The 20842-nt window shown below is 65.1% G+C and carries 18 protein-coding genes and 5 tRNA genes; 6 read left to right on the forward strand and 17 right to left on the reverse strand.

All coding sequences use genetic code 11. The features are described from left to right. Positions 1-190 (forward strand): hypothetical protein (locus CKJ82_RS11960; RefSeq protein WP_205691401.1); only part of this gene is annotated, 190 nt, incomplete at its 5' end. A gap of 237 nt (positions 191-427) precedes the next feature. Here CKJ82_RS11960 and murA read toward each other — a convergent pair. Continuing rightward, entirely contained in the window at positions 428-1684 is a 1257-nt protein-coding gene (gene murA, locus CKJ82_RS09005) for a UDP-N-acetylglucosamine 1-carboxyvinyltransferase (protein WP_095537865.1), read from the reverse strand. Positions 1685-1738: 54 nt separating this feature from the next. Continuing rightward, positions 1739-2578 carry an acetate metabolism transcriptional regulator RamA gene (gene ramA / locus CKJ82_RS09010; RefSeq protein WP_095537961.1) on the reverse strand — a complete coding sequence of 280 codons (840 nt, stop codon included), beginning with the start codon at positions 2576-2578 and terminating at the stop codon, positions 1739-1741. Between the two features lie 310 nt (positions 2579-2888). Here ramA and cysK point away from each other — a divergent pair, with 310 nt between their 5' ends. Together cysK and epsC are read left to right on the forward strand one after the other, a co-directional pair. Then, entirely contained in the window at positions 2889-3824 is a 936-nt protein-coding gene (cysK, locus tag CKJ82_RS09015) for a cysteine synthase A (protein WP_095279019.1), read from the forward strand. Positions 3825-3924: 100 nt separating this feature from the next. Continuing rightward, a complete protein-coding gene (epsC, locus tag CKJ82_RS09020; protein WP_095279006.1) occupies positions 3925-4512 on the forward strand; it encodes a serine O-acetyltransferase EpsC in 588 nt (195 codons plus the stop codon). Positions 4513-4517: 5 nt separating this feature from the next. Here epsC and CKJ82_RS09025 read toward each other — a convergent pair whose 3' ends face one another. The 8 genes from CKJ82_RS09025 to CKJ82_RS09060 all read right to left on the reverse strand — a co-directional run bounded on the left by CKJ82_RS09025 (position 4518) and on the right by CKJ82_RS09060 (position 10807). Next, positions 4518-4814, reverse strand: a complete 297-nt coding sequence (locus tag CKJ82_RS09025; RefSeq protein ID WP_095537866.1) for a GNAT family N-acetyltransferase — start codon at positions 4812-4814, stop codon at positions 4518-4520. Between the two features lie 101 nt (positions 4815-4915). Then, positions 4916-4988: transfer RNA gene (locus CKJ82_RS09030), tRNA-Phe, on the reverse strand. Positions 4989-5009: 21 nt separating this feature from the next. Then, positions 5010-5083, reverse strand: a tRNA-Asp gene (locus CKJ82_RS09035). A gap of 124 nt (positions 5084-5207) precedes the next feature. Further along, on the reverse strand, positions 5208-5426 hold the full coding sequence (locus CKJ82_RS09040) for a hypothetical protein (RefSeq protein ID WP_095537867.1): 219 nt from the start codon (positions 5424-5426) through the stop codon (positions 5208-5210). A 52-nt stretch (positions 5427-5478) separates the two neighbouring features. After that, the gene (gene hutI, locus CKJ82_RS09045; RefSeq protein ID WP_095537868.1) at positions 5479-6669 is read right to left on the reverse strand and encodes an imidazolonepropionase; all 1191 of its coding nucleotides are present in this window, start codon (positions 6667-6669) and stop codon (positions 5479-5481) included. A 10-nt stretch (positions 6670-6679) separates the two neighbouring features. Beyond that, positions 6680-8374 carry a urocanate hydratase gene (gene hutU, locus CKJ82_RS09050; RefSeq protein WP_095537869.1) on the reverse strand — a complete coding sequence of 565 codons (1695 nt, stop codon included), beginning with the start codon at positions 8372-8374 and terminating at the stop codon, positions 6680-6682. Between the two features lie 117 nt (positions 8375-8491). Then, on the reverse strand, positions 8492-10039 hold the full coding sequence (gene hutH, locus CKJ82_RS09055) for a histidine ammonia-lyase (RefSeq protein ID WP_095537870.1): 1548 nt from the start codon (positions 10037-10039) through the stop codon (positions 8492-8494). 33 nt (positions 10040-10072) lie between these two features. Continuing rightward, positions 10073-10807: an IclR family transcriptional regulator gene (locus CKJ82_RS09060; RefSeq protein WP_095537871.1), complete on the reverse strand. Its 735-nt coding sequence runs from the start codon at positions 10805-10807 to the stop codon at positions 10073-10075. A gap of 36 nt (positions 10808-10843) precedes the next feature. Here CKJ82_RS09060 and hutG point away from each other — a divergent pair, with 36 nt between their 5' ends. After that, a complete protein-coding gene (hutG, locus tag CKJ82_RS09065) occupies positions 10844-11794 on the forward strand; it encodes a formimidoylglutamase (RefSeq protein ID WP_095537872.1) in 951 nt (316 codons plus the stop codon). An 11-nt stretch (positions 11795-11805) separates the two neighbouring features. Here the strand turns inward: hutG and CKJ82_RS09070 are convergent, their stop codons facing one another. Then, positions 11806-13254: a YjiH family protein gene (locus CKJ82_RS09070; RefSeq protein ID WP_095537873.1), complete on the reverse strand. Its 1449-nt coding sequence runs from the start codon at positions 13252-13254 to the stop codon at positions 11806-11808. Between the two features lie 187 nt (positions 13255-13441). On the opposite strand from CKJ82_RS09070, the gene CKJ82_RS09075 reads away from it, so the two are divergent. Continuing rightward, positions 13442-15037: an alanine/glycine:cation symporter family protein gene (locus tag CKJ82_RS09075; RefSeq protein ID WP_095537874.1), complete on the forward strand. Its 1596-nt coding sequence runs from the start codon at positions 13442-13444 to the stop codon at positions 15035-15037. A gap of 136 nt (positions 15038-15173) precedes the next feature. Here the strand turns inward: CKJ82_RS09075 and CKJ82_RS09080 are convergent, their stop codons facing one another. The 3 genes from CKJ82_RS09080 to CKJ82_RS09090 form a co-directional block, all read right to left on the reverse strand. Next, on the reverse strand, positions 15174-17192 hold the full coding sequence (locus CKJ82_RS09080; protein ID WP_095537875.1) for a vWA domain-containing protein: 2019 nt from the start codon (positions 17190-17192) through the stop codon (positions 15174-15176). 159 nt (positions 17193-17351) lie between these two features. Then, a tRNA-Asp gene (locus tag CKJ82_RS09085) sits at positions 17352-17428 on the reverse strand. A gap of 34 nt (positions 17429-17462) precedes the next feature. Next, positions 17463-17538 (reverse strand) — tRNA-Glu (locus tag CKJ82_RS09090). A 102-nt stretch (positions 17539-17640) separates the two neighbouring features. Here CKJ82_RS09090 and CKJ82_RS09095 point away from each other — a divergent pair. After that, positions 17641-17940, forward strand: a complete 300-nt coding sequence (locus tag CKJ82_RS09095; RefSeq protein ID WP_095279017.1) for a metal-sensitive transcriptional regulator — start codon at positions 17641-17643, stop codon at positions 17938-17940. A gap of 272 nt (positions 17941-18212) precedes the next feature. Here the strand turns inward: CKJ82_RS09095 and CKJ82_RS09100 are convergent, their stop codons facing one another. The 3 genes from CKJ82_RS09100 to CKJ82_RS09110 all read right to left on the reverse strand — a co-directional run bounded on the left by CKJ82_RS09100 (position 18213) and on the right by CKJ82_RS09110 (position 20589). Further along, positions 18213-18533 carry a hypothetical protein gene (locus CKJ82_RS09100; RefSeq protein ID WP_095537876.1) on the reverse strand — a complete coding sequence of 107 codons (321 nt, stop codon included), beginning with the start codon at positions 18531-18533 and terminating at the stop codon, positions 18213-18215. Positions 18534-18897: 364 nt separating this feature from the next. Then, positions 18898-18970, reverse strand: a tRNA-Lys gene (locus tag CKJ82_RS09105). A 116-nt stretch (positions 18971-19086) separates the two neighbouring features. Further along, positions 19087-20589 carry a succinyl-CoA:acetate CoA-transferase ScpC gene (locus tag CKJ82_RS09110; RefSeq protein ID WP_095537962.1) on the reverse strand — a complete coding sequence of 501 codons (1503 nt, stop codon included), beginning with the start codon at positions 20587-20589 and terminating at the stop codon, positions 19087-19089. Between the last annotated feature and the right edge of the window lie 253 nt (positions 20590-20842).

The following is a 20842-nucleotide window of genomic DNA, read 5'->3' on the forward strand; positions in this document are numbered from 1 at the left end:
TCACAAGCAGCGCCACCGGCACACACCAACCACACAAAACGTGCAGCCAGCACAACACAGGCACGCAACCAATCCACAAACAAAAGTACATTGGCACACTATCGAGTTCTCAAACAACACACGCACATTTACCCACCACCAAGCATTTTGCTCAGCAGCTGTAAAAAGCGACTTTGTCGACACTACATAAACCACAATCCGAAAGTCAAATCCTTGACCCTACCGGACCGAAGTCCATATTTTCTTATGTCGGCCAGCGATCGTTTTCCTGACCGCCATCTCACCAGCTTTACTCCCTTGCGGAGTCTGTCTGGCGGGGCGTTGTCGGTCTCGCTGACTCACATAAAGTTACACACACCCAAACACCAACACAAATCCCCAGCGTATGGGGCCTAAATCGCGCGTTAAAGGTGTCACTTGAACGCGCTTACGCAAGCGAACGCTCGATCTTGCCGCCGAGCTCGTTGATCTGCTCGACAAACTTGGGGTATCCGCGGTCAATGTGGTGGACATCGTGCACGGTTGTCTGCCCATCAGCGACCAGGCCAGCGAGCACGAGTCCGGCGCCGGCCCGAATATCACTGGACCACACGTCAGTCGATGAGAGGTTTTCCACTCCCCTGATCACCACGTGGTGGCCGTCGACATTGGCGTCGGCACCCAGGCGAAGCATCTCGTCGACAAAGCGGAAGCGGGCCTCGAACACATTCTCCGTGATCACGGTGACGCCCTCGGCGATCGCGCTGATGGCGATGGCCATGGGTTGCAGATCCGTCGGGAACCCGGGGAACGGCAAGGTCTGGTAGTCCACGGCCTTGGGGCGCTGGTCCATGCGGACGCGGAACCCGTTTTCGTAGGTTTCCACGTTGGCGCCCGCGAGCTTGAGCTTGGACAGCGCAAGGTGCAGGTGGCGCGGGGCGATACCGGTCACAGTGATGTCGCCGCGGGTAATCGCGGCCGCGTATGCCCAGGTACCCGCCACGATGCGGTCGCCCACCACGGAGTGCTCGGTGGGACGCAGCTCGTCCACACCGTCGATGGTGATGGTGGAGGTGCCAGCGCCGCTGATCTTCGCGCCCATGGAGTTCAGCATGTCGCAGAGGTCGACGACTTCGGGCTCGCGCGCGGCGTTGTCCAGCACCGTTTGCCCCTCCGCTAGGACAGACGCGGTGAGGATATTCTCGGTCGCGCCGACAGACGGAAAGTCCAGACTGATCTTCGCACCCGTGAGCTTCTCGGCGCGCGCAACGACGGCGCCGTGCTCGATGTGCGTCGTAGCCCCCAGCTTCTCCAGGCCGGATTGGTGCATATCCAGCGGTCGCGAACCGATCGCGTCGCCGCCCGGCAGCGCCACGTATGCCTCATGGCAGCGCGCCACCAACGGCCCGAGCACGGCGACGGAGGCGCGAAATTGGCGTACCGCATCGAAGTCGGCGCGGGGAGAGACGGTGGCCGGGGTAGTAATGCGGACGGTCGAGCCGTCGATGTCGACGTCACAGCCGAGCCCGATGAGCACGTCGCGCATGAGCGGAACGTCGAGGATTTCGGGGCAGTTGTGCAGCGTCGTCGTGCCCTCCGCGAGGAGTGCCGCAGCCATCAGCTTCAGCACACTGTTTTTCGCGCCGTCGACCTTGACCACGCCTTCGAGTCGGTTACCGCCTGTTACAAGAAATCGCTCTTTCACGGGGCCTACTGTACTCAACTCGGGGTGCGGCGTGGCGTCGATAAGCAAAAAGCGTTACGGCAAGGCACCGATGCGGCGCGCGGCGTTGACCGCCTCGTAGCGGGTGTGCGCGCCGAGTTTGCGCATCACGCTGCGCAGGTAGGACTTGACGGTCTCGGCGCCGATGCCCATTTCCTCTGCCGCCTCGACGTTGGTGTGGCCGAGCGCTACGCAGGACAGTACGTCCAGCTCGCGGGCCGAGAGCTTGGTCGACTGCTTGACGCGGACGGGCGAGACCATTTGGTCACACAGCTGCTCGAGCTCCTTGCGGAGCGCGTCGTCGTCGACCCGGTTGGCCAGCATGCGCAGCTTGGAGTGCGTGGAGCGGATCTGCTCCCACTCCGCGCCGTTCATCACGCGCCCCACCTTGGCCGTTCCCTTGCCACCGTCGGCATTGCGGAGCGCGGCGTTCACGGCCAGCTCCTGTTCGAGGGTGCGCGCCGTCATCGCGACCTCCTCGATCACCTTCTCCCCCAGCCGCACCGGCGAGTGGACGCCAACATAGAGGACACCGCGAATATCGCGCAGCACGATGACCGGGACAGCGACAACGGAGTGCAGCCCCTCGTCCTGAATCTGCTTATCGTACTCGTGCGAAATGACCGCCGCACGCGTGTAGTCCGAGACGCCAACGGCGCGCCGCGTACTCACCACGCGACCGCCGACGCCGGAGCCGGTGTCTAGCACGAGGTCCTGCAGCGCGGGAGTGCGCAGCCCGATCCACTGGGTGATCTGCAGCCTGTTGTCCGGCAGCAGCGTGCCGTACATGGCAACGGGGATGCCGGTCGCCGTCTTCAGCGCCGTCAGGGCTGCCCGAATCGCGTCGTCATCGTCCTTGATCCGCTGTGCGTCCATGGTCATTGCTGTTGAGCCTTCCACCCATCTGAGTGTCCCCACGGGGCCACCCGCGAGTTGAACTTGACGTTGAATCCCAACCATCATAACGCGACTTTGGGGGTAGCCAAAGTTCACCCCTCCCGCTGTATTTACACGCGCGGGTGTGGTTTTTGGGGGCGGTGGGCCTTCGCCTATCGACGCCCCCGCGCCCCCTCCCCGCTCCAACCAGACTGTTCAGTCTACTCCGGTGAGACTACATAGTCTGTTTTATCCGTGTATAGTTGGCCGCACAACGGATTTGGATATGAACAGCAAGGAGCTGATCACCATGGCAAAGATCGCCAACAACGTCCTCGAGCTCATCGGCAACACCCCGCTGGTTGAACTGCACGGTGTGTCCAAGGATTCCAAGGCCCGCGTGCTGGCCAAGCTGGAGTTCTACAACCCGGCAAACTCGGTGAAGGACCGCATTGGTAAGGCCATCATTGAGGCCGCTGAGAAGTCAGGCGACCTGAAGCCGGGCGGCACCATCGTCGAGGCAACCTCCGGCAACACCGGTATCGCCCTCGCACTGGCTGGCGCGGCCAAGGGTTACAAGGTCATCCTGACCATGCCGGAGACCATGTCCATTGAACGCCGCGTGGTCCTGCGCGCGTTCGGCGCAGAGATCGTCCTCACCCCGGGCGCGGCCGGCATGAAGGGCGCCGTGGAGAAGGCCGACGAGATCGTGGCTAATGATGAAGGCGCGATCCTGGCTCGCCAGTTTGAGAACGAGGCCAACCCGGCCATCCACTACGCCACCACCGGCCCGGAGATCTGGAACGACACCGACGGCGAGGTCGACATCCTCGTCGCGGGTGTGGGCACCGGCGGCACCATCTCCGGCGCCGGCAAGTACCTCAAGGAGCAGAAGCCGGACGTGAAGAACGTGGCCGTCGAGCCCGCTGCGTCCCCGCTGCTGTCCACCGGCGAGGCCGGCCCGCACAAGATCCAGGGTCTGGGCGCCAACTTCATCCCGGGCACCTTTGACCGTAACCAGATCGATGAGATCATCACCGTCTCCAACGAGGACGCCGTGTCCACCTCCCGCGAGCTGGCTCGCGAGGACGCCGTCCTCGCCGGCATCTCCGCCGGCGCGAACGTGAAGGCCGCACTCGAGCTGGCCGAGCGCCCGGAGAACGAGGGCAAGACCATCGTGGTCATCATCCCGGACTTCGGCGAGCGCTACGTCTCCACCATCCTCTTCGAGGACATCCGCGACTAGCGGAGGCGTTGGCCGCGGACTGCGCGGCGTCGAAAAGCACCACCCCGTGGTGCTTTTTTATTTGCGCGGTTGTCCGAAAAGAGTAGGTAGACTACCCGTCATGCTGAGCGTAATTTCCCGCATGAGAGAAGACCTGGCCAACGCCAGGGAGCACGACCCCGCAGCGCGCGGCGATCTGGAAAACGCGGTGGTGTATTCCGGGCTGCACGCGATCTGGGTCCACCGCATCTGCCACTGGATGTGGGAGCGGGAATGGAAGGGCGCGGCGCGCATCCTCGCGCAGGCCAACCGCTTCTTTACCGGGATTGAGATTCACCCGGGCGCGACCATTGGCCGCCGATTCTTCATCGATCACGGGATGGGCATTGTCATCGGCGAGACAGCCGAGATCGGCGACGGCGTCATGCTTTACCACGGCGTCACCCTCGGCGGGCAGGTGCTGACGCAGACCAAGCGGCACCCGACGATTGGAGACAACGTCACCATTGGCGCGGGCGCGAAGGTGCTCGGTCCTGTCACGATCGGGGCGAACTCGGCCGTCGGCGCGAACGCCGTGGTGACCAAGGACATTCCCGAGAACTCGATTGCCGTGGGCATCCCAGCGAAGGCGCGCGAGCGCAAGGATACGGAGCTGCGGCGCCTGGTGGACCCGGACAGCTACTTCGACAACGGTCAGTACGTCATCTAGGGCGCTTACTCCACCAGGTCCTTGTACTCTGGGTTCTGCACGATGTAGCGGGCGACCGCCGGGCAGGACGGGACAACGCTGAGGTTGTCCGCGCGGGCGTCGTCAAGCGCGAACTTGATCAACGGCTTGGACAGGCCCTCGCCGCGAAACTTCGGGTCCACGACGGTGTGCGGCAACTCGCGTGCGGTGCCGCTGTCCTTGTAGGTGGCAAAACCGGCGAGCTCGCCGTCCACGTGGATCTCGTACTGACTTTTGTCCTCATTCTTGGACAGTTCCACGTTTGCTTGTGAAGTCTCGGGCATGATCGCTCCTTCTGAGAAGTCCGTCGGAGAGTGTTCGCTCAATCGGTGGCCCAGCCTACCGAAAGCACGAAGCCCCTCCACAATGTGGAGGGGCTGGAGTGTGGCTAGAGCCAGGATCGAACTGGCGACCCCACACTTTTCAGGCGTGTGCTCTACCGACTGAGCTATCTAGCCAGAACTGCTCAGGCAGTTCAGCGACCCTGACGGGACTTGAACCCGCGACCTCCGCCGTGACAGGGCGGCGCGCTAACCAACTGCGCCACAGGGCCATTATTGTGTTGTCTGTGCGATTCCTTCAGTGTGTTGCACTGTCGCTCGCACGAGTTGATACATTACACAGACCCCGTGCGAGCAAGCAAATCGCCTGCACAGACCCCATTTCCGGGCGGCGCGCTAGGACTCCTGCATTGCGAGGTACCGCCCGGTCTCGGACCCGGTGTGCGCATGCTTGTCGACGAGCTCTCGCACCGTTCCCGCAGCCACCACCTTGCCACCAGCAGAGCCGACGCCTGGGCCGAGGTCGATGACGCATTCGGCACGGGAAACCAGGGCCAGGTTGTGATCGACGACGATGGCGTCGTGGGCGTCTGCCGCAGCTACTTGGTGGTTCACACCGTGGAGTGTAGCCGTCGCAGATGCTTATCGACGCCCACGCGAGCCGCCCCTACCCGTACACCTTCTTCCCGGCGACCCAGGTCTGCCAGGTGATCGGCATGCCGGGCCGGTACGCCAGGTTGATGGCGTTGTCGGCGTCCAGGATGTGCAGGTCCGCCGCCGCGCCCGGCGCGAGTGTGCCCTTCGCGGGGCGGCCCTGCGGGTCCTTGCCTCCGCCGACGTTGTGGCGCCGCAGCGCCTTCGCGCCGCCCGTGGTCGCGGCCTCGATGGCCTCGTCGAGGGTGAGGCGCTGCTGCAGGACCGCGGTGGTCACGCAGAAGTTCATCGAGGAGGTGAAGGACGTGCCCGGGTTGAGGTTGGAGGCGATGGCGACGGTGGCGCCGGCGTCGAGAAGCGCTCGGCCCGGCGCGAGCTCCTCGCGCGTAGACAGGTCGCAAGCGGGCAGCAGCGTGGCGACAGTGTCGGAACCGGCGAGGAGCTGGATGTCCTCCTCGGAGAGGTAGTTGACGTGGTCGACGCTGGCGGCCCCCTGCTCCACGGCGAGCTTCACGCCGGGGCCCTCACCGAGCTGGTTGCCGTGGACGCGCACGCCCAGGCCCGCGGCCTTGCCGGCCTCGAGGACGCGGCGGGACTGCGCCTCGTCGAACGCTCCGCGCTCGCAGAAGACGTCGATCCACTGCACATGGTCCTTCACCGCCTCCAGCATCGGGCCGACGACCTGCTCGAGATACTCGTCGGCCTCCTCCCCCGGCGGCACGAGGTGGGCGCCGAGGAAGGTGACCTCGTCGACGTGGCGCGAGGCCACGCGCGCGGCCTCCGCCTCGGACTCGACGTTGAGGCCGTAGCCGGTCTTGGTCTCGAAGGTGGTGGTGCCCAGCGCGTGGGCGGCCGCAACGCGCTCGGCCACCAGCTGGTCCAGGCGCTCCTCGCCAGCGGATCGGGTGGCCTCCATGGTCACTGCGATGCCGCCGGCGGCGTAGGACTCGCCGGCCATGCGGGCCTCGAACTCCTCGGCGCGGTTGCCGTCGAAAACCATGTGCGTGTGCGAGTCCACCCAGCCGGGCAGGACGGCGCGGTTGCCCACGTCCACGGTTTCGGCGTTGTTCGCCTCCGCCGGGGCTTCGTCGGCGGGGCCGGCCCAGGCGACCACGCCATCGTCGATAAGCAATGCGGCGTCTTTGATGGTCCCGAGCTCTGAGACGGTGCGGAGCTCTGAAATTCCGGTGATAAGGGTACTCATGGGTTCCTTTCTACTTGTCGCGCGCGTGGAACTCCATGGGGATGCGCACGCCGCGCTCCTTGGCCACCTCGTTGGCACGGGAGTAGCCGGCGTCCACGTGGCGGATCACGCCCATGCCCGGGTCGTTAGTAAGCACGGCCTTGAGCTTCGCCTCGGCGAGCTCGGTGCCGTCGGCGACGGTGACCTGGCCGGTGTGAATCGAGCGGCCCATGCCCACGCCGCCGCCGTGGTGGATGGACACCCAGGTCGCGCCGCCGGAGACCGCGGTCATGGCGTTGAGCAGCGGCCAGTCAGCGACGGCGTCGGTGCCATCGAGCATGGACTCGGTCTCGCGATACGGGGAAGCCACGGAGCCGGAGTCCAGGTGGTCGCGGCCGATGACAATCGGCGCCTTGACCTTGCCCTCCTTGACCAGGTTGTTAAAGATCACGCCGGCTTTGGCGCGCTCGCCGTAGCCCAGCCAGCAGATGCGGGCCGGCAGGCCCTCGAACTCGACGTATTCCTCGGCGGCGTCGAGCCAGCGGTGCAGGTGCTCGTTTTCCGGGAAAGCCTCCTTGATGGCCTGGTCGGTGACCTTGATGTCCTCCGGGTCGCCCGACAGCGCGACCCAGCGGAACGGGCCGAGGCCCTCGCAGAACAGCGGGCGGATGTACGCCGGGACGAAGCCCGGGAACTCGAAGGCGCGGGTGTAGCCGGCCTTGCGCGCCTCGTCGCGGATGGAGTTGCCGTAGTCGAACACCTCGGCACCCTCGTCCTGGAATTCCACCATGGCCTGGACCTGCGTGGCCATGGCCTCGCGAGCCTTCTTGGTAAAGGTGGTCGGGTCCTCGTCCGCCTCAGCATCCCAGTTTTCGAACGGGATCTCAGTGGGCAGGTAGGACAGCGGGTCGTGGGCGGAGGTCTGGTCCGTCACGATGTCCACGGTCAGCTCGCCCGCGCGGTGGCGGCGCAGCATCTCCGGGAAGATCTCGGCGGCGTTGCCCACCAGGCCGACGGACAGGGCGCGCTTCTCCTCCTTCGCCTCGGTGACCAGCTTGATGGCCTCCTCGAGGTCAGTCGTGACCTCGTCGAGGTAGCGCTTGCCCTGGCGGCGCTTCAGGCGGGCCTCGTCGACGTCCACGATGAGGCAGGCGCCGCCGTTAAGGGTGACGGACAGCGGCTGCGCGCCGCCCATGCCGCCGCAGCCACCGGTCAACGTGAGGGTGCCGGCGAGGGTGCCGTCGAAACGCTTCTTCGCCACTGCCGCGAACGTCTCGTAGGTGCCCTGCAGGATGCCCTGGGTGGCAATGTAGATCCAGGAACCGGCCGTCATCTGGCCGTACATCATCAGGCCCTCGTCCTCGAGCTTGCGGAAGTGCTCCCAGTTCGCCCAGTCTCCGACCAGGTTGGAATTGGCAATGAGCACGCGCGGGGCCCACTCGTTGGTCTTCCACACGCCGACCGGCTTGCCGGACTGCACCAGCAGGGTCTCGTCGGACTCGAGGTCCTTCAGGGTTTCCACAATCGCGTCGAACGCCTCCCAGCTGCGCGCGGCGCGGCCGGTGCCGCCATAGACGACGAGGTCGTCCGGGCGCTCCGCAACCTCTGGGTCGAGGTTGTTCTGCAGCATGCGCAGCGGGGCCTCAGTCTGCCAAGACTTCGCGGTGATGTCAGTGCCTCGCGGTGCACGGACCTCGCGCGCGCCTTCAGACCAGTTCTTCGCCATGGAAATGTCCTTTCGTGTTGTCCAACCGACTTACGGTAATGAGAGTAACGGTCATCACAAGTGGGCAAAAGGGTGATATACGGCGGGGTGTCTCGTATGCGAGACACCCGCGAGCCCCTACCGCAGCTCGCCGACCACGGCTTCCACGGCCGCCACGTAGTCACCGCCCTTCACCAGCTGCACGGAATGCTCCATCTCCGGGGCGAGGAAGCGATCGGTCGCGGGGGCGTCGACAAGCGCACGAAGCGCCCCAATCGCTGCCGCGGTACCGGCTGCCGGCTCACCCTCGCGCATGTCCAGGGCGCGCGCGGCGGTGAGGATCTCCACGGCGAGCACACGCTGCAGCCCGTCGACACTGCGGCCCAGCTTGCGCCCCGCGGCCCAACCCATAGACACGTGGTCCTCCTGCATCGCGGACGATGGGATCGAATCGGCGGAAGCGGGCGTGGCGTTGCGCTTGAGCTCGCTGACAATGCCCGCCTGCGTGTATTGCGCGATCATGTGGCCGGAGTCAACGCCGGGGTCGTCGGCAAGGAAGGCGTTGAGCCCGCGGTTGCGGGCCGGGTCAAGGAAGCGGTCGGAGCGGCGCTCGCTAATCGACGCCAAGTCGGCGACCACAATGGCCAAGAAGTCCAACGCGTAGGCCACCGGCGCGCCGTGGAAGTTGCCGTTAGAGGACACTCGGCCGTCCTTGGTCACCACCGGGTTGTCGATGGCGGAGGCGAGCTCCCGGTTCGCCACGTTGGTGACGTGCGCGAGCGTGTCGCGCAAGCCGCCGGCAACCTGCGGCGTGCAGCGCACGGAGTACGCGTCCTGCACGCGGGTGGCCTTGAACTCCTCGCGCGCCGCCGCCAAAATCGGTGAGCCAGCAGCCACGGTGCGGATGTTGTATGCGGCGTCGGCCTGCCCCGGGTGCGGGCGCAGCTGCTGAAGGTCGTCGTCGAATACGGTGAGCGTGCCGGTGAGCCCCTCCACGGTCATGGCGGTGGCGATGTCGGACACCTTGGCAGCTTCGCGCAGGTCCGCGATGGCCAGGCACAGCATGCCGAGCATGCCGTCGGTGCCGTTGATGAGTGCCAGGCCCTCCTTCTCGCGCAGGACGAGCGGCTCAATCCCCGCCTGGGACAGCGCGTCCGCCGCTGGCACGACCTCGCCGCCTCGCACGCGGACCTCGCCCTCCCCCAGCAGGGCGAGCGCGCAGTGGGCCAGCGGCGCGAGGTCGCCGGAGCAGCCGAGCGAGCCGTACTCGCGCACGACCGGGGTGATGCCCGCGTTCAGCGCCGCCGCGTACGTCTCTGCAACGACGGGGCGAACACCGGTGCGGCCCGTGCACAGGGTGGACAGGCGCAGCAGCATGAGCGCGCGGATGACCTCTTCCTCGACCTCGGGGCCCGAGCCGGCGGCGTGGGAGCGCACGAGCGAGACCTGCAGCTGGGCGCGCAGCTCCTCGGGGATGTGGCGGGTGGCAAGCGCGCCGAAGCCGGTGGAGACGCCGTAGACGGGGGTGGGGTCTGCGGCGAGTTCCTCGATACGGGTGCGGGTGTTGGCGATTTCTTCGAGCGCGGCCGGGTCGATGGCCACCTCAGCGCCGTGGCGGGCGACGGCGACGACGTCCTCGATGGTCAGCGCGCCGATTCCTACTGAAACTGTCTGCTTGTTTGTCATGGGCGCGATAATAGACCATGAATGTGTTCAATCTCATAACTGGCCGAAGAAATGTGCGCGCAGGTGCGCGGCGGCGTCGGCAAGCGCGGACGCCAGCTTTCGCTCGTCGGCGCTGCCAACCGGGTACGTCACCGCCAGCGCGGCCGCCGGGCGCGAGAGGTGGTCGAGCACCGCCACGGCGACCGACTCCTGCCCGCGGGAGACATCTTGGGATTCTGTGGCCCACCCTTGGCGTCGATAAGCGTGCAGCTCCTCCTTGCACTCGCGGAAGCTGCGGCGCGACCCGGAAGCATTGAACACCGCGCGCAGCTCCGGCTCCGGCAGATGCGCAAGCATGATGCGCCCCGAGGCGGTGGAGAGCGTGGGCAGGCGCACGCCGACCTCCGTGACCAGCGAGGCGGCGCCCGGCGCGCGCACCTCGTGGAGGTAGACGGTCTCGGCGCCGGCGAGCCTGGTGAGGTGCGCTGACCCGCCGGCCAGCTCCGCAATCCGGGCGAGCGGCGCGGTGGCCAGGCGCACCAGCGGCTGCTGCGTGGTGTACGCCTGCGCCATGCGGTACGAGGCCAGCCCCAACCCGTAGGTGCCCGCCTGGCTCAAATGGACCACAAAGCCGGAATCCTCCAGCTCGCGGAGCAAGTGGTACGTACTCGAGCGCGGGAGACCCAGCTCGCGCTGGATGCGGGTGGCGGAAAGCGGCACGTCCGAGGCAGACAGCAGGGCGAGGATGCGCAGGACATTGTGCGCGGCCGGAACTTGTGGTGAATTCATCCCGCCTAGTATGCAACGGCGCTAGGCTCGGGTGGCATGAATACCGTTACCGCTCCACTGTTCTCCCCCGCATCCGATTGGTCTGGTCGCAACGACGGCCCGGGCCCCGAGCACGCCCGTTGGCACAGCACGGTCGACACTGCGGCCGGCCCTACTGCAGGCGCCGTCCACCTCATCGGCTTCGCATCCGACGAGGGCGTCGAGCGCAACGGCGGCCGCCAGGGCGCCGCGCAAGGCCCCGCCGCGTTGCGCGCCGCGCTCGGCTCGCTCGCCGTGCACGAGCCGCGAAAGCTTATCGACGCCGGCACCGTCACCACCCAAGACGACGACCTCGAGACCGCACAGCGCGAGGTGTCCGACCGCGTCCGCGACCTGGTCGCCGCGCAGGGCCCGGCCGGCATGACGGTCGTGCTCGGCGGCGGACACGAGACGTCCTTTGCCACCCACCGCGGGGCGTACGAGGCGCTCGGGCCGATGCAGGTGATCAATTTCGACGCACACTTCGACCTGCGCACCGCCGACCGGCCGACCTCCGGCACGCCATTCAGACAGATCGCGGAGCTGGTGGGGGACGACTTCGACTACTCCGTCTTCGGCATCTCGCGACCCAACAACACCAAGGTGCTCTTCGATACCGCCGAGCAGCTCGGCGTGACCACGGTGCTGGACACGGAGCTGGCGGCAATGACGGTGCGCGAGGCCGCCGAGCGCGCCCTCGCCGCCGTGGAGGGGGACCTGCCGATCCACCTGTCTATTGACCTGGACGTGCTGCCGGCCGCCGTGGCGCCCGGGGTGTCCGCGCCCGCCGGGTTCGGGGTGGACTACGCCGCGTTGCGCGCGATGGTCGCCGCGGTGGCCTCCACCGGCCGGGTTGCGCTCCTGGACGTCGTGGAGCTCAACCCGGAGTTCGACGTGGATAACCGCACCGCAAAGGCCGCGGCGCGGTTGATAGATGACGCGGTGGTGGGGGCCACGGGGCGTCGATAAGCAAAAGGCCCCTAGAACAGCAGGTGGGCCACCGGCACCGTGATCAGCACGGTGAGCACGACGCGGATGAACCAGATGGCGATCATCTTCCCGATGTTGAGCGGGATGTCCGTGGCCAGCACCGCGGGCACCATCGCGGAGAAGAAGAAGATCTGGCTCACGCACACCACGGCGATGGTGAACTTGAGCACCATGTCGTCCGTGCCCGCGGTGAGCGTGGCCGGCAGGAACATCTCTGCAAGGCCCGTGGCGAGCGCGCCCGAGGTGGCCCACGGGTCCGGCAAGCGCAGTAGCCACACGATGGGGAAGAACACGACGCCCAGCGCCTTGAACACCGGCGTGTAAGTGGCCAGGACCAAGCCGATTGCGCCGACGGACATGATGCCCGGGGTGACCTGCACGGCCATGATGAGGCCGTCACGGAAGTTCACCCACAAGACCTTGTGCAGCGGCTCGGCGCGGTTGAGCTCCTTCTTCGCCTCGCGCCACGCGGCCTTGAATCGGTTGCCGGTAATTGGCTTCTCCGGGTGCGGGGTGGCGCCCGGCGCGTACTCCTCGGGGATGCGGGTAATCGGTGGGATGCGCACCACGATCGCGGTGACGATGAACGTGATGATGAAGGTGATGAAGAAGTACGCGTTCCAGTGCTCCATCATGTCCAGCGTCTTGGCCACGATGACCATGAAGGTCGCGGACACAGTGGAGAAGCCAGACGCGACGATCGCGGCCTCGCGGCCGTTGTAGCTGCCGTTTTTGTACATGCGGTCCGTGATGAGCAGGCCCAGCGAGTAGGAGCCGAGGAAGGACGCCACCGCGTCCACCGCGGACTTGCCGGGCGTGTGAAACACCGGGCGCATGATCGGCTGGACGAGCACGCCGATAAATTCCATCAGGCCGAATCCGACGAGCAGGCCGAGGAAGATCGCGCCGACCGGGATGAGCAGACCGACCGCGATGACCAGCTTATCCAGGATGAACGGGCCGATGTCCGGGTTGAACAGCCAGGAGGGGCCGAACCCGAAAGTGAGCATCGCGCACAGCACGATCGCCAGCACGGACAAGAGGGCGAAGACCGTGCGGGCGAAGTCCTCCTTCCACCTTCCCGTCACGAACTGGTAGACCGTGCCCACGATGATGGCCAGCAGCGCCAGGTAGTGGGTGCCATCGCCGAGGGTGCTGGTGATCCAGGTGACGATGTGGTCCAGCAGGATCGTCGACTTCGAGCCGCCCACGGAAAACGGGATGAAGAACGCGAACAGGCCGATCGCGCTATATACAAAGAAGCGCCAGACCGCCTTGGGCTTCGGGTCCGCGTCTGGGGCGCCGGCCGCTTCCGGTCCGTTTGGACCGTCGTCGCTCAGTCCCTGGATGAGCACACTGGAGCCGGCGGGCAAGTCCTTGACCGGCCAGGCGGGGCTGAACCGGCGCCGCGAGTGCGGCTGCGGTGGGGTTGTCTCCATTGAAGTCCTTTCACGTTCATCGGGATCGCACGGCGGGCCCACCTCCGCGTAGTTTTCTACACCACAGATGACGCGCCTGAGTGATTAGCAATAATTTTTTCACGAAAGTGACCCACAGCACAACTCGATGGTTTAGATTCATGGGTACCGCACATTTACCCCAGGTCAACCCTGTAAGGAGGGCTCCATGGAAGGCTTTATTGACACCGTCAATAGCGTCATATGGTCAAACTGGCTCGTCTATCTCTGCCTCGGCGCGGGCGCCTATTTCACGCTCGCGACACTGTTTTTGCAGATCCGCTGCTTCCCCGACATGATCCGGCAGCTCAAATCCGGCGAGAGCTCGGACCAAGGCATTTCCTCGTTCCAGTCACTCATGATCTCCCTGGCCGGCCGCGTCGGCGTGGGCAACATCGCCGGCGTCGCCACCGCCATCGCATTCGGCGGCCCGGGCGCTGTGTTCTGGATGTGGCTGGTGGCGCTTTTGGGCTCAGCGACCTCGTTCATCGAGTGCTGCCTGGCACAGATTTACAAGGAAACGGACCGGGACACCGGCGAGTACCGCGGCGGCCCCGCCTACTACATTGAGAAGACCTACAAGCACACCGCCGCAAAGCCGTTCATGCTGGTCTACGCCATCATCTTCGCGGTCTGCATGCTCTTGGCAACCTCCTACTTCCTGCCCGGCATCCAGGCCAACGGTGTCGCGGCCGCCGTGGACAACGCCTGGGGCGTCAACGTGTGGATCTCCGCGACCATCATGGCGATCATGCTCGCGTTCATCATCATCGGCGGCGTCAAGCGCATCGCAACGTTCGCGTCGATGGTTGTGCCGTTCATGGCCGGCATTTACATCATCATTGCGATCGTGGTGCTGTTCGCCAACGCGTCACAGATCCCCGAGGTCTTTGGCACCATCGTCCGTGCGGCCTTTGACAAGGAAGCGGCGTTCTCCGGCATGCTGGGCGCGGCCATTATGTGGGGCGTGAAGCGTGGCATCTACTCCAACGAGGCCGGCCAGGGCACCGGCCCGCAATCCGCGGCAGCCGCCGAGGTCTCGCACCCCGCCAAGCAGGGCTTCGTCCAGGCCTTCGCCGTCTACGTGGACACGCTGTTCGTCTGCTCGGCCACCGCATTCATCATCATTTCCACCGACATGTACAAGGTCTTCGAGGGACAGTCCGAGGATGGGGCCGTGCTTTACGACGGCTCCCTGCCCGACGGCGTCGCTGTCGGCCCCGGCTTCGTCCAGGAAGGCCTGAACTCCATCGCGTCCGGGCTGGGGCCAGCGTTCATCGCCCTTGCCATCATGTTCTTCGCCTTCACCACGGTGCTGGCCTACTACTACATGGCGGAGACAAACTTCACGTACCTGAACCGCTGGGTGAAGAACGAGGCGGCCCGCAAGGCCATCATCTGGTTGCTGCGCGCCCTCATCATCATCGCCGTCTTCGTCGGGGCCACCACCACCCCGGGCACCGCCTGGGCGCTTGGCGACATCGGCGTCGGCGCCACCGCGTGGCTGAACATCGTAGCGATCATCTTCCTCCAGGTCCCCGCCCTGAAGTGCCTGTGGGACTACCGCCGCCAGAAGAAGGCCGGGCTGGACCCGCAGTTCGACCCCGAGGCGCTGGGCATCAAGAACGCCGACTTCTGGGTGGAGCGCAAGCAGCGCATGATCGAAGCCGGCACCTGGCCGGGTGCCACGGCCGGCGACCCCGCAACTGCCGAAACCGACGACCCGCTCAACGGCACCGGAACCGGCTCCACCATAGTCCGCTAAAACTGTGTGGCGGGACTTCTTCCGCGCGCCCGCCCGGGCGCTATTCGGCCCCGCACCGTTCCCGAGTTCATTCGGGCAACGGTGCGGGGCCCTTTACCTTCCGGGGATGACGCCCGCGCAACCGGCCTTTACCCGCCTACAGCCGGTCGCCGCGCTGCTTGCGCACGATGAAGAACACGACTGCTGCGGCGATCAGCAGGAGCACCAGCACGCCACCAAGCAGCGCCGGCACGATCCCGAAGCCGCCATCCTGCTCGTCGTTCGCCACGTTAATCTCCTCGTCACTGTTGCTCTCTTCCTGCGAAGCGGATGTCTCGGCGGTGTTGTCCGCCGCGTTAAACTTGATCGGCTCGTCCGAGGGCTCTGGCCCGTCCTCGTGCGTGGGCGTCCAATCTGGGCCGCCGTTGGCAGGCTCACCGTCCATGACGACCTCGAACTCGTACGGCTGGTCCACACCCGCGATGTCGTAGCCATCGGTCACCCATCCCATGCCGAACCAGATGTAGTAGTCGCCTTGGTACGGCGTGTTGCTGTCGTACCACACGTATTGGTTCAAGGTTTCCGGGTCGGACTCCTCCGCGTCATCGAAGAAGATGAGCTTGCCGCCCGCAACCTCGTTGCGCAGCGGGTCGAAAATTCCAAAGCCGATGTCGTCAGCGTTGCGTGCCACAGACGGCGGCGTCTTCGCTCTGAGGACGGGCCGCTGTCCGTAGGTCACCGGGATCTTGAAGAACTTGAACTCGCCCGGGATGATGGTGTCGGAGTACGAGCCCTCGGAGATCTCCACCGCATCGTTGAACCCGGTGCCGCCGGAAATGGGCTGCGGGTTGTCAATCGGCATCTCCCCCAGGTAGTCGCCGGCGCTGGTGATGCGGCGATCCTTCCACTCAGTCGCTTGCTCGTCCGAGGGGATCGGCTCGTAGAACACGTTGACCTCGAGCGCGATGTCGTCGCTCACCTCGTCGCCGTCGTTGGAAATCTGCATCTTCACCAGAATGTCGCTCATGTCGCATTCCATGTCGTCCTCGTCGTTGCGTTCAACAGAAGCGTTCGCAGCGTCGATGCCAAAGCCCGGCCCACCGGAGTCGAACTCGGTGTGCGTGGTGGGGATCCAGCCGCACTCCGGGTCGCCCTGGTTGGTCACCTCGGCGGGGTCGATCTTCAGGTGGGAGTGCTCATAGTTTCCTTCGGTCTGCCGCATCGGCGTGAACACCATTCGCGCGTGATGGCGCGGCGGCACAGAGATGCGGAAGTAACGGTCGGTCAGGGAGACGCGGTCAGGCGTCACCGTGGTCTGGTACTGCCCCTCCCCCAGCCATTTCGCGTCTTCAGGCGTGTCCGAGAACTCGAAGTGAGTGCCAGCCGTCTGGTACTTGGTTACCGAGCGCTGGGAGAGGAACTTCAACGACTCCGCCAGGCTCGTCGAGTCCGCTGCCTCGAGGAACTGCCCGCCGCCGGCCTCGGCAATGCACTCGAGTTCCGCGCGGGCGTCCTCATCGGCCTTGAATCCAACGGTGTGAATGGTCAAGTCCACGCCCTGCCCCGCGAGTTCCTTGGCCACGTCGCACACTTCAGGCGGCGCGCACGTATCAATGCCGTCGGAGACCAGGATGATCGAGCGCTCACCATCGTTGCCCAGTTCGTCCGCGGCCTTGCGCAACGCATTGCCCATCGGGGTGTAGCCCTTCGGCGTCAGCCCGTCGATAGCGGACTTAAATTCCGCCTTGTCTATCGTGTCCACGGGGACGAGACGCTGGATGTCCTTGCAGCCCCGCTCCCTGTTGTCGGGCGCATTCGATTCCTGCGCGCCGTACGTGAGTAGGCCCATCTTCGCGGTGTCCGGCAGGGAATCGACCAGCTCGTTCGTGGCCTTCTTCGCGGCGTCGATACGCGGCCCATCCGCGTCCTCCTCGAGCATGGAGAAGGACGCGTCGAGGATGAGCGCCGCTTTCGCGTCGGCGGAGCCAGTGCTTGCCGACGCCCCCTTGCCCTCCTTCACCCGCGTCGTCGAGCTCGACAGCGTCTTCGTTTCGGTGCTGACCGCCGTGCTCGATTCGGTGGCGAACGCTGGCGCCATCCACATTGCGGCGCACGCGATGGCCAGTAGCACCGCCACCACTGCCTGCGTGCGCCCAAACCGTATTGTGTGAGACATCCCCAAACTCCTATCCAGGCTATGACAAGTATCACAGACAACAGTAAAGGACTAGCCGTAGTGGTGCAACAGGTGTCAGGGACTTCTTTGGGCGACTAAACCACACTCCCCCTGGAACGCAAAAAGCCAGCTCCCGCGCTTGGGAACTGGCTTGATATTTGGCGACCCTGACGGGACTTGAACCCGCGACCTCCGCCGTGACAGGGCGGCGCGCTAACCAACTGCGCCACAGGGCCATCGCACTGCAACCCCCACCGTAACGGGGATCACTGGTACCCCCAACGGGATTCGAACCCGTGTTGCCGCCGTGAAAGGGCGGAGTCCTAGGCCTCTAGACGATGGGGGCTAGCGACTTGATCCAATCTAGTTCATCGCCTGTGGCAATGGCAAAACGGCTGCGCACACCGCGTTTCTCACCCCCCTGGTAGAGGTCGGTTAAGATGACCGCATGCAAGAAGACTCGTGCCAGCACGGCTACTTTGATGAGAAGTCCCGCTACCTCGCCCGCCTCAAGCGCATCGAGGGACAGGTGCGCGGCATTCACCGGATGGTGGATGAGGACCAGTACTGCATTGACATCCTCACCCAAATCGCGGCGATCGACTCCGCCCTGGAAAACCTCGGCCTCGCCCTGTTGGAGGACCACCTCAACCACTGCGTGAAGGGCGCGCTCGCCGCGGGCGACGACCAGGCCGACGAGAAGGTCGCCGAAGCCATGCTGGCCATCAAGCGGATGGTGAAGTCCTAAGAGGCAGTCGCTTTTCGACGCCCACGCTGCCCTTCCGTGCCGGCCCGAGCCACGCCTGCGCGGGTCCGGGCCCTCCCAAACGCTAGATACCGATACTAAGACCCCGATTTCGCCCGCCAGGAGCGTGTTGTCGGGGTCTTACTATCGGTATCTGCGCCTAAAGCGCTGCAGCGCCCGACGCAAAGCTCCCCACCAGCCGGGCACTGATGCCTCCGTCCGGCTAGTGGGGAGCAGTTCATTCCCGGACGAGTGCCCGGGCCTTGGTGCGCGACTTACTTCTCGGTCTTGCCGTCCTTCGAGGACGAACCGCCGAGGGACGACGCCTCATCCGCGCCCTCCGGGCGCACGGTGGTCATCCCGTTATCGCCCTTGGACGAGCTGGTCCAGCCGTCGAAGCCTTCCGGCTTACATGCTTGGTTGATCAGCGCGATGCCGACGGCTGCGGCACCGATGACGGCCAGGCCGATGCCCAGCGGTCGCAGCTGCTCGCCCACACCGGCGTACTGCTGTTGGAGGCCAGCAAACTGCTGGTTCACGGCGTCTGCCTGGGCCTCTAGCTGGCGGTACCACTCGGGCTTGTTGTTGCCACCCATGCCCACGTCCGGCAGGTCCGGCGTGTTCTCGCGGATCTTCTGGTTGATCTGGCCGGTGATCTGGCCAAATGCCTGGTTGATCTGCGGGCCGAACTGCTGGGACAGCGGGCCACCAACGGCAGCAAGGAGACCAATCGGTACCAGCCACAGCAGCGGGCTGTTCGCGGCGAACGCGATGTTTCTGCAACTCGACTGGCCAACAAGTGTACTCGGCTTGTACAGGAGTTTACAAGCAATTAGTCATACCTAAAAAGTTTGGCGTGCTTGGGTGATGGCGGGATGGGATTACGGGGGCGTCGATAAGCACCTTGCCCCCTACATACGCGCAAACCCCCGGTCCGGGAAAGACCGAGGGTATTCACGGTGGGCCCTGCGGGGATCGAACCCGCGACCTGCGGATTAAAAGTCCGTAGCTCTACCAGCTGAGCTAAAGGCCCATGCGAAATATAGTAGCGGGCCACATACGCGGGGCGGAAATTGACCGACGCACGCAACCAAACGCCCGCGCTACCTGCATGAACAAAACGGGGGTAGCGCGGGCGAAAGGGCTCACCTACTTCTGCATCGTGCCCGTCTCCATGATGCGGTTGTGGAAGTCGAAGGCGTGGCGCAGGTCGTGCGGGGTGGCCTGGTACTTGCACTTGGCAGCCTGCTCGACGTACTCCTCAAGCAGCGGGCGGTACGTCGGGTGGGCGATGGAGATCATCTTGGACACACGGTCGCGCGGGGCCAGGCCGCGCAGGTCGGCCACGCCGTACTCGGTAATGAAGACCATGGCGTCGTGCTCGGTGTGGTCAACGTGCGAGACCATCGGCACGATCGCGGAGATCGCGCCGTCCTTGGCCACCGACGGGGAGATGAAGGAGGAGATGTAGGCGTTGCGGGTGAAGTCGCCGGAGCCGCCCAGCGCGTTCATCAGGCGGGAGCCGTTGATGTGCGTGGAGTTCGCGTTGCCGTAGATGTCCGCCTCGATCATGCCATTGGAGGCAATCAGGCCCGTGCGGCGAATAACCTCCGGGTGGTTGGAGATGGACTGCGGGCGCAGGATGATGGACTCGCGGTACCGCGCGGCCTCCTCGTTCATCTTGTGCGCGTAGTCCGGGGAGAGGGAGAACGAGGTCGCGGAGGCGACGGTCATCTTGCCCGCGTCGATCAGGTCGACCATGCCGTCCTGGATCACCTCGGTGTAGGCCTGGATGTTCTCAAACTTGGAGTCCATCAGGCCCGCCATCACGGCGTTCGGGACGTTGCCCACGCCGGACTGCATGACGTAGCCGTCGTACGCCAGGCGGCCGGCCTTGACCTCGTTCTCCAGGAAGTCCAGGAAGTTGCCGGCGATCTGCTCGGAGATCTCGTCCGGGGCCTTGAACGGGGCGTTGCGGTCCGGGTCGTTGGTGTGGATCACGGCGACGACCTTTTCCGGGTCGATCTCGATAAAGGAGGTGCCGATGCGGTCGCCACACTTGGTAATCGGGATCGGGATGCGGTTCGGCAGCGGCGGCACAGTCCAGATGTCGTGCATGCCCTCAAGTTCCTCGGACTGCCACTCGTTGACCTCAATGATGATCTTCTTCGCGGCGTTGAGGAACTCCACGGAGTTACCCACGGAGGACGACGGCACAATGTTGCCCTCCTCCGTAATACGGACTGCCTCGACAATGGCCAGGTCAACCTCGCCGAAGAAGCCCTGCTCCACCATCATGCCGGAGTGCGACAGGTGGATGTCCTGGAACTTCATCTCGCCGGCGTTAATCTTGCCGCGCATGGTCGGGTCCGACTGGTACGGCATGCGGTAGCGCAGCGCGCCCGCCTCCGCCATCACGCCGTCGCACTCCGGTGCCGTGGACGCGCCCGTGTAGACGTCAATGCTGAAGTCCTGCCCCTTGTCGTGCGCGGCCTTCGCCTTCTCTGCGATGACGCCCGGCATGGCCTTGGGGTAGCCGGCGCCGGTGAAGCCGGACATGCCAACCTTGTCGCCGTGGTTGACAAACTGGCCCGCCTCCTCGGCGGTCATGACCTTGTCACGAAGCTTTGCGTTGGCGATACGGTCGCCCATGTTCATCCCTCACTTGTGTTCGTCGGTACGGAATAACAACTCCACTGTATTGTGACCTATCCCGCATTGCCAGCACGTGAGCGCGCACACCTCTCCGCTTCGCACCACCCCGAAAATTGGTATTACCAGCAGCTTCGCAGGTCGCGGGGGCTTCAGGACGCTTATCGACGCCACTCCACCCCCACAAACCAGACCCCCAATCCCCCGACGTCACCCCCAAAGGGGGTGGAACAGTACGCACTGCGACCCCTCT

The organism is Corynebacterium gottingense, from assembly GCF_002285125.1.
GTDB classification, from domain to species: Bacteria; Actinomycetota; Actinomycetes; order Mycobacteriales; family Mycobacteriaceae; genus Corynebacterium; species Corynebacterium gottingense.

What these genes read in the sequence shown, in the direction of transcription:
- CKJ82_RS09110 (WP_095537962.1), bottom strand. Translation starts at nt 20,589, where the DNA reads ATGGGCGACCGTATCGCCAACGCAAAGCTTCGTGACAAGGTCATGACC.
- hutI (WP_095537868.1), bottom strand. Translation starts at nt 6,669, where the DNA reads ATGAGTACCCTTATCACCGGAATTTCAGAGCTCCGCACCGTCTCAGAG.
- CKJ82_RS09070 (WP_095537873.1), bottom strand. Translation starts at nt 13,254, where the DNA reads ATGGAGACAACCCCACCGCAGCCGCACTCGCGGCGCCGGTTCAGCCCC.
- hutH (WP_095537870.1), bottom strand. Translation starts at nt 10,039, where the DNA reads ATGACAAACAAGCAGACAGTTTCAGTAGGAATCGGCGCGCTGACCATC.
- cysK (WP_095279019.1), top strand. Translation starts at nt 2,889, where the DNA reads ATGGCAAAGATCGCCAACAACGTCCTCGAGCTCATCGGCAACACCCCG.
- CKJ82_RS09095 (WP_095279017.1), top strand. Translation starts at nt 17,641, where the DNA reads ATGCAAGAAGACTCGTGCCAGCACGGCTACTTTGATGAGAAGTCCCGC.
- CKJ82_RS09075 (WP_095537874.1), top strand. Translation starts at nt 13,442, where the DNA reads ATGGAAGGCTTTATTGACACCGTCAATAGCGTCATATGGTCAAACTGG.
- CKJ82_RS09100 (WP_095537876.1), bottom strand. Translation starts at nt 18,533, where the DNA reads ATGGGTGGCAACAACAAGCCCGAGTGGTACCGCCAGCTAGAGGCCCAG.
- ramA (WP_095537961.1), bottom strand. Translation starts at nt 2,578, where the DNA reads ATGGACGCACAGCGGATCAAGGACGATGACGACGCGATTCGGGCAGCC.
- hutU (WP_095537869.1), bottom strand. Translation starts at nt 8,374, where the DNA reads ATGGCGAAGAACTGGTCTGAAGGCGCGCGCGAGGTCCGTGCACCGCGA.
- CKJ82_RS09060 (WP_095537871.1), bottom strand. Translation starts at nt 10,807, where the DNA reads ATGAATTCACCACAAGTTCCGGCCGCGCACAATGTCCTGCGCATCCTC.
- hutG (WP_095537872.1), top strand. Translation starts at nt 10,844, where the DNA reads ATGAATACCGTTACCGCTCCACTGTTCTCCCCCGCATCCGATTGGTCT.
- CKJ82_RS09025 (WP_095537866.1), bottom strand. Translation starts at nt 4,814, where the DNA reads ATGCCCGAGACTTCACAAGCAAACGTGGAACTGTCCAAGAATGAGGAC.
- epsC (WP_095279006.1), top strand. Translation starts at nt 3,925, where the DNA reads ATGCTGAGCGTAATTTCCCGCATGAGAGAAGACCTGGCCAACGCCAGG.
- CKJ82_RS09080 (WP_095537875.1), bottom strand. Translation starts at nt 17,192, where the DNA reads ATGTCTCACACAATACGGTTTGGGCGCACGCAGGCAGTGGTGGCGGTG.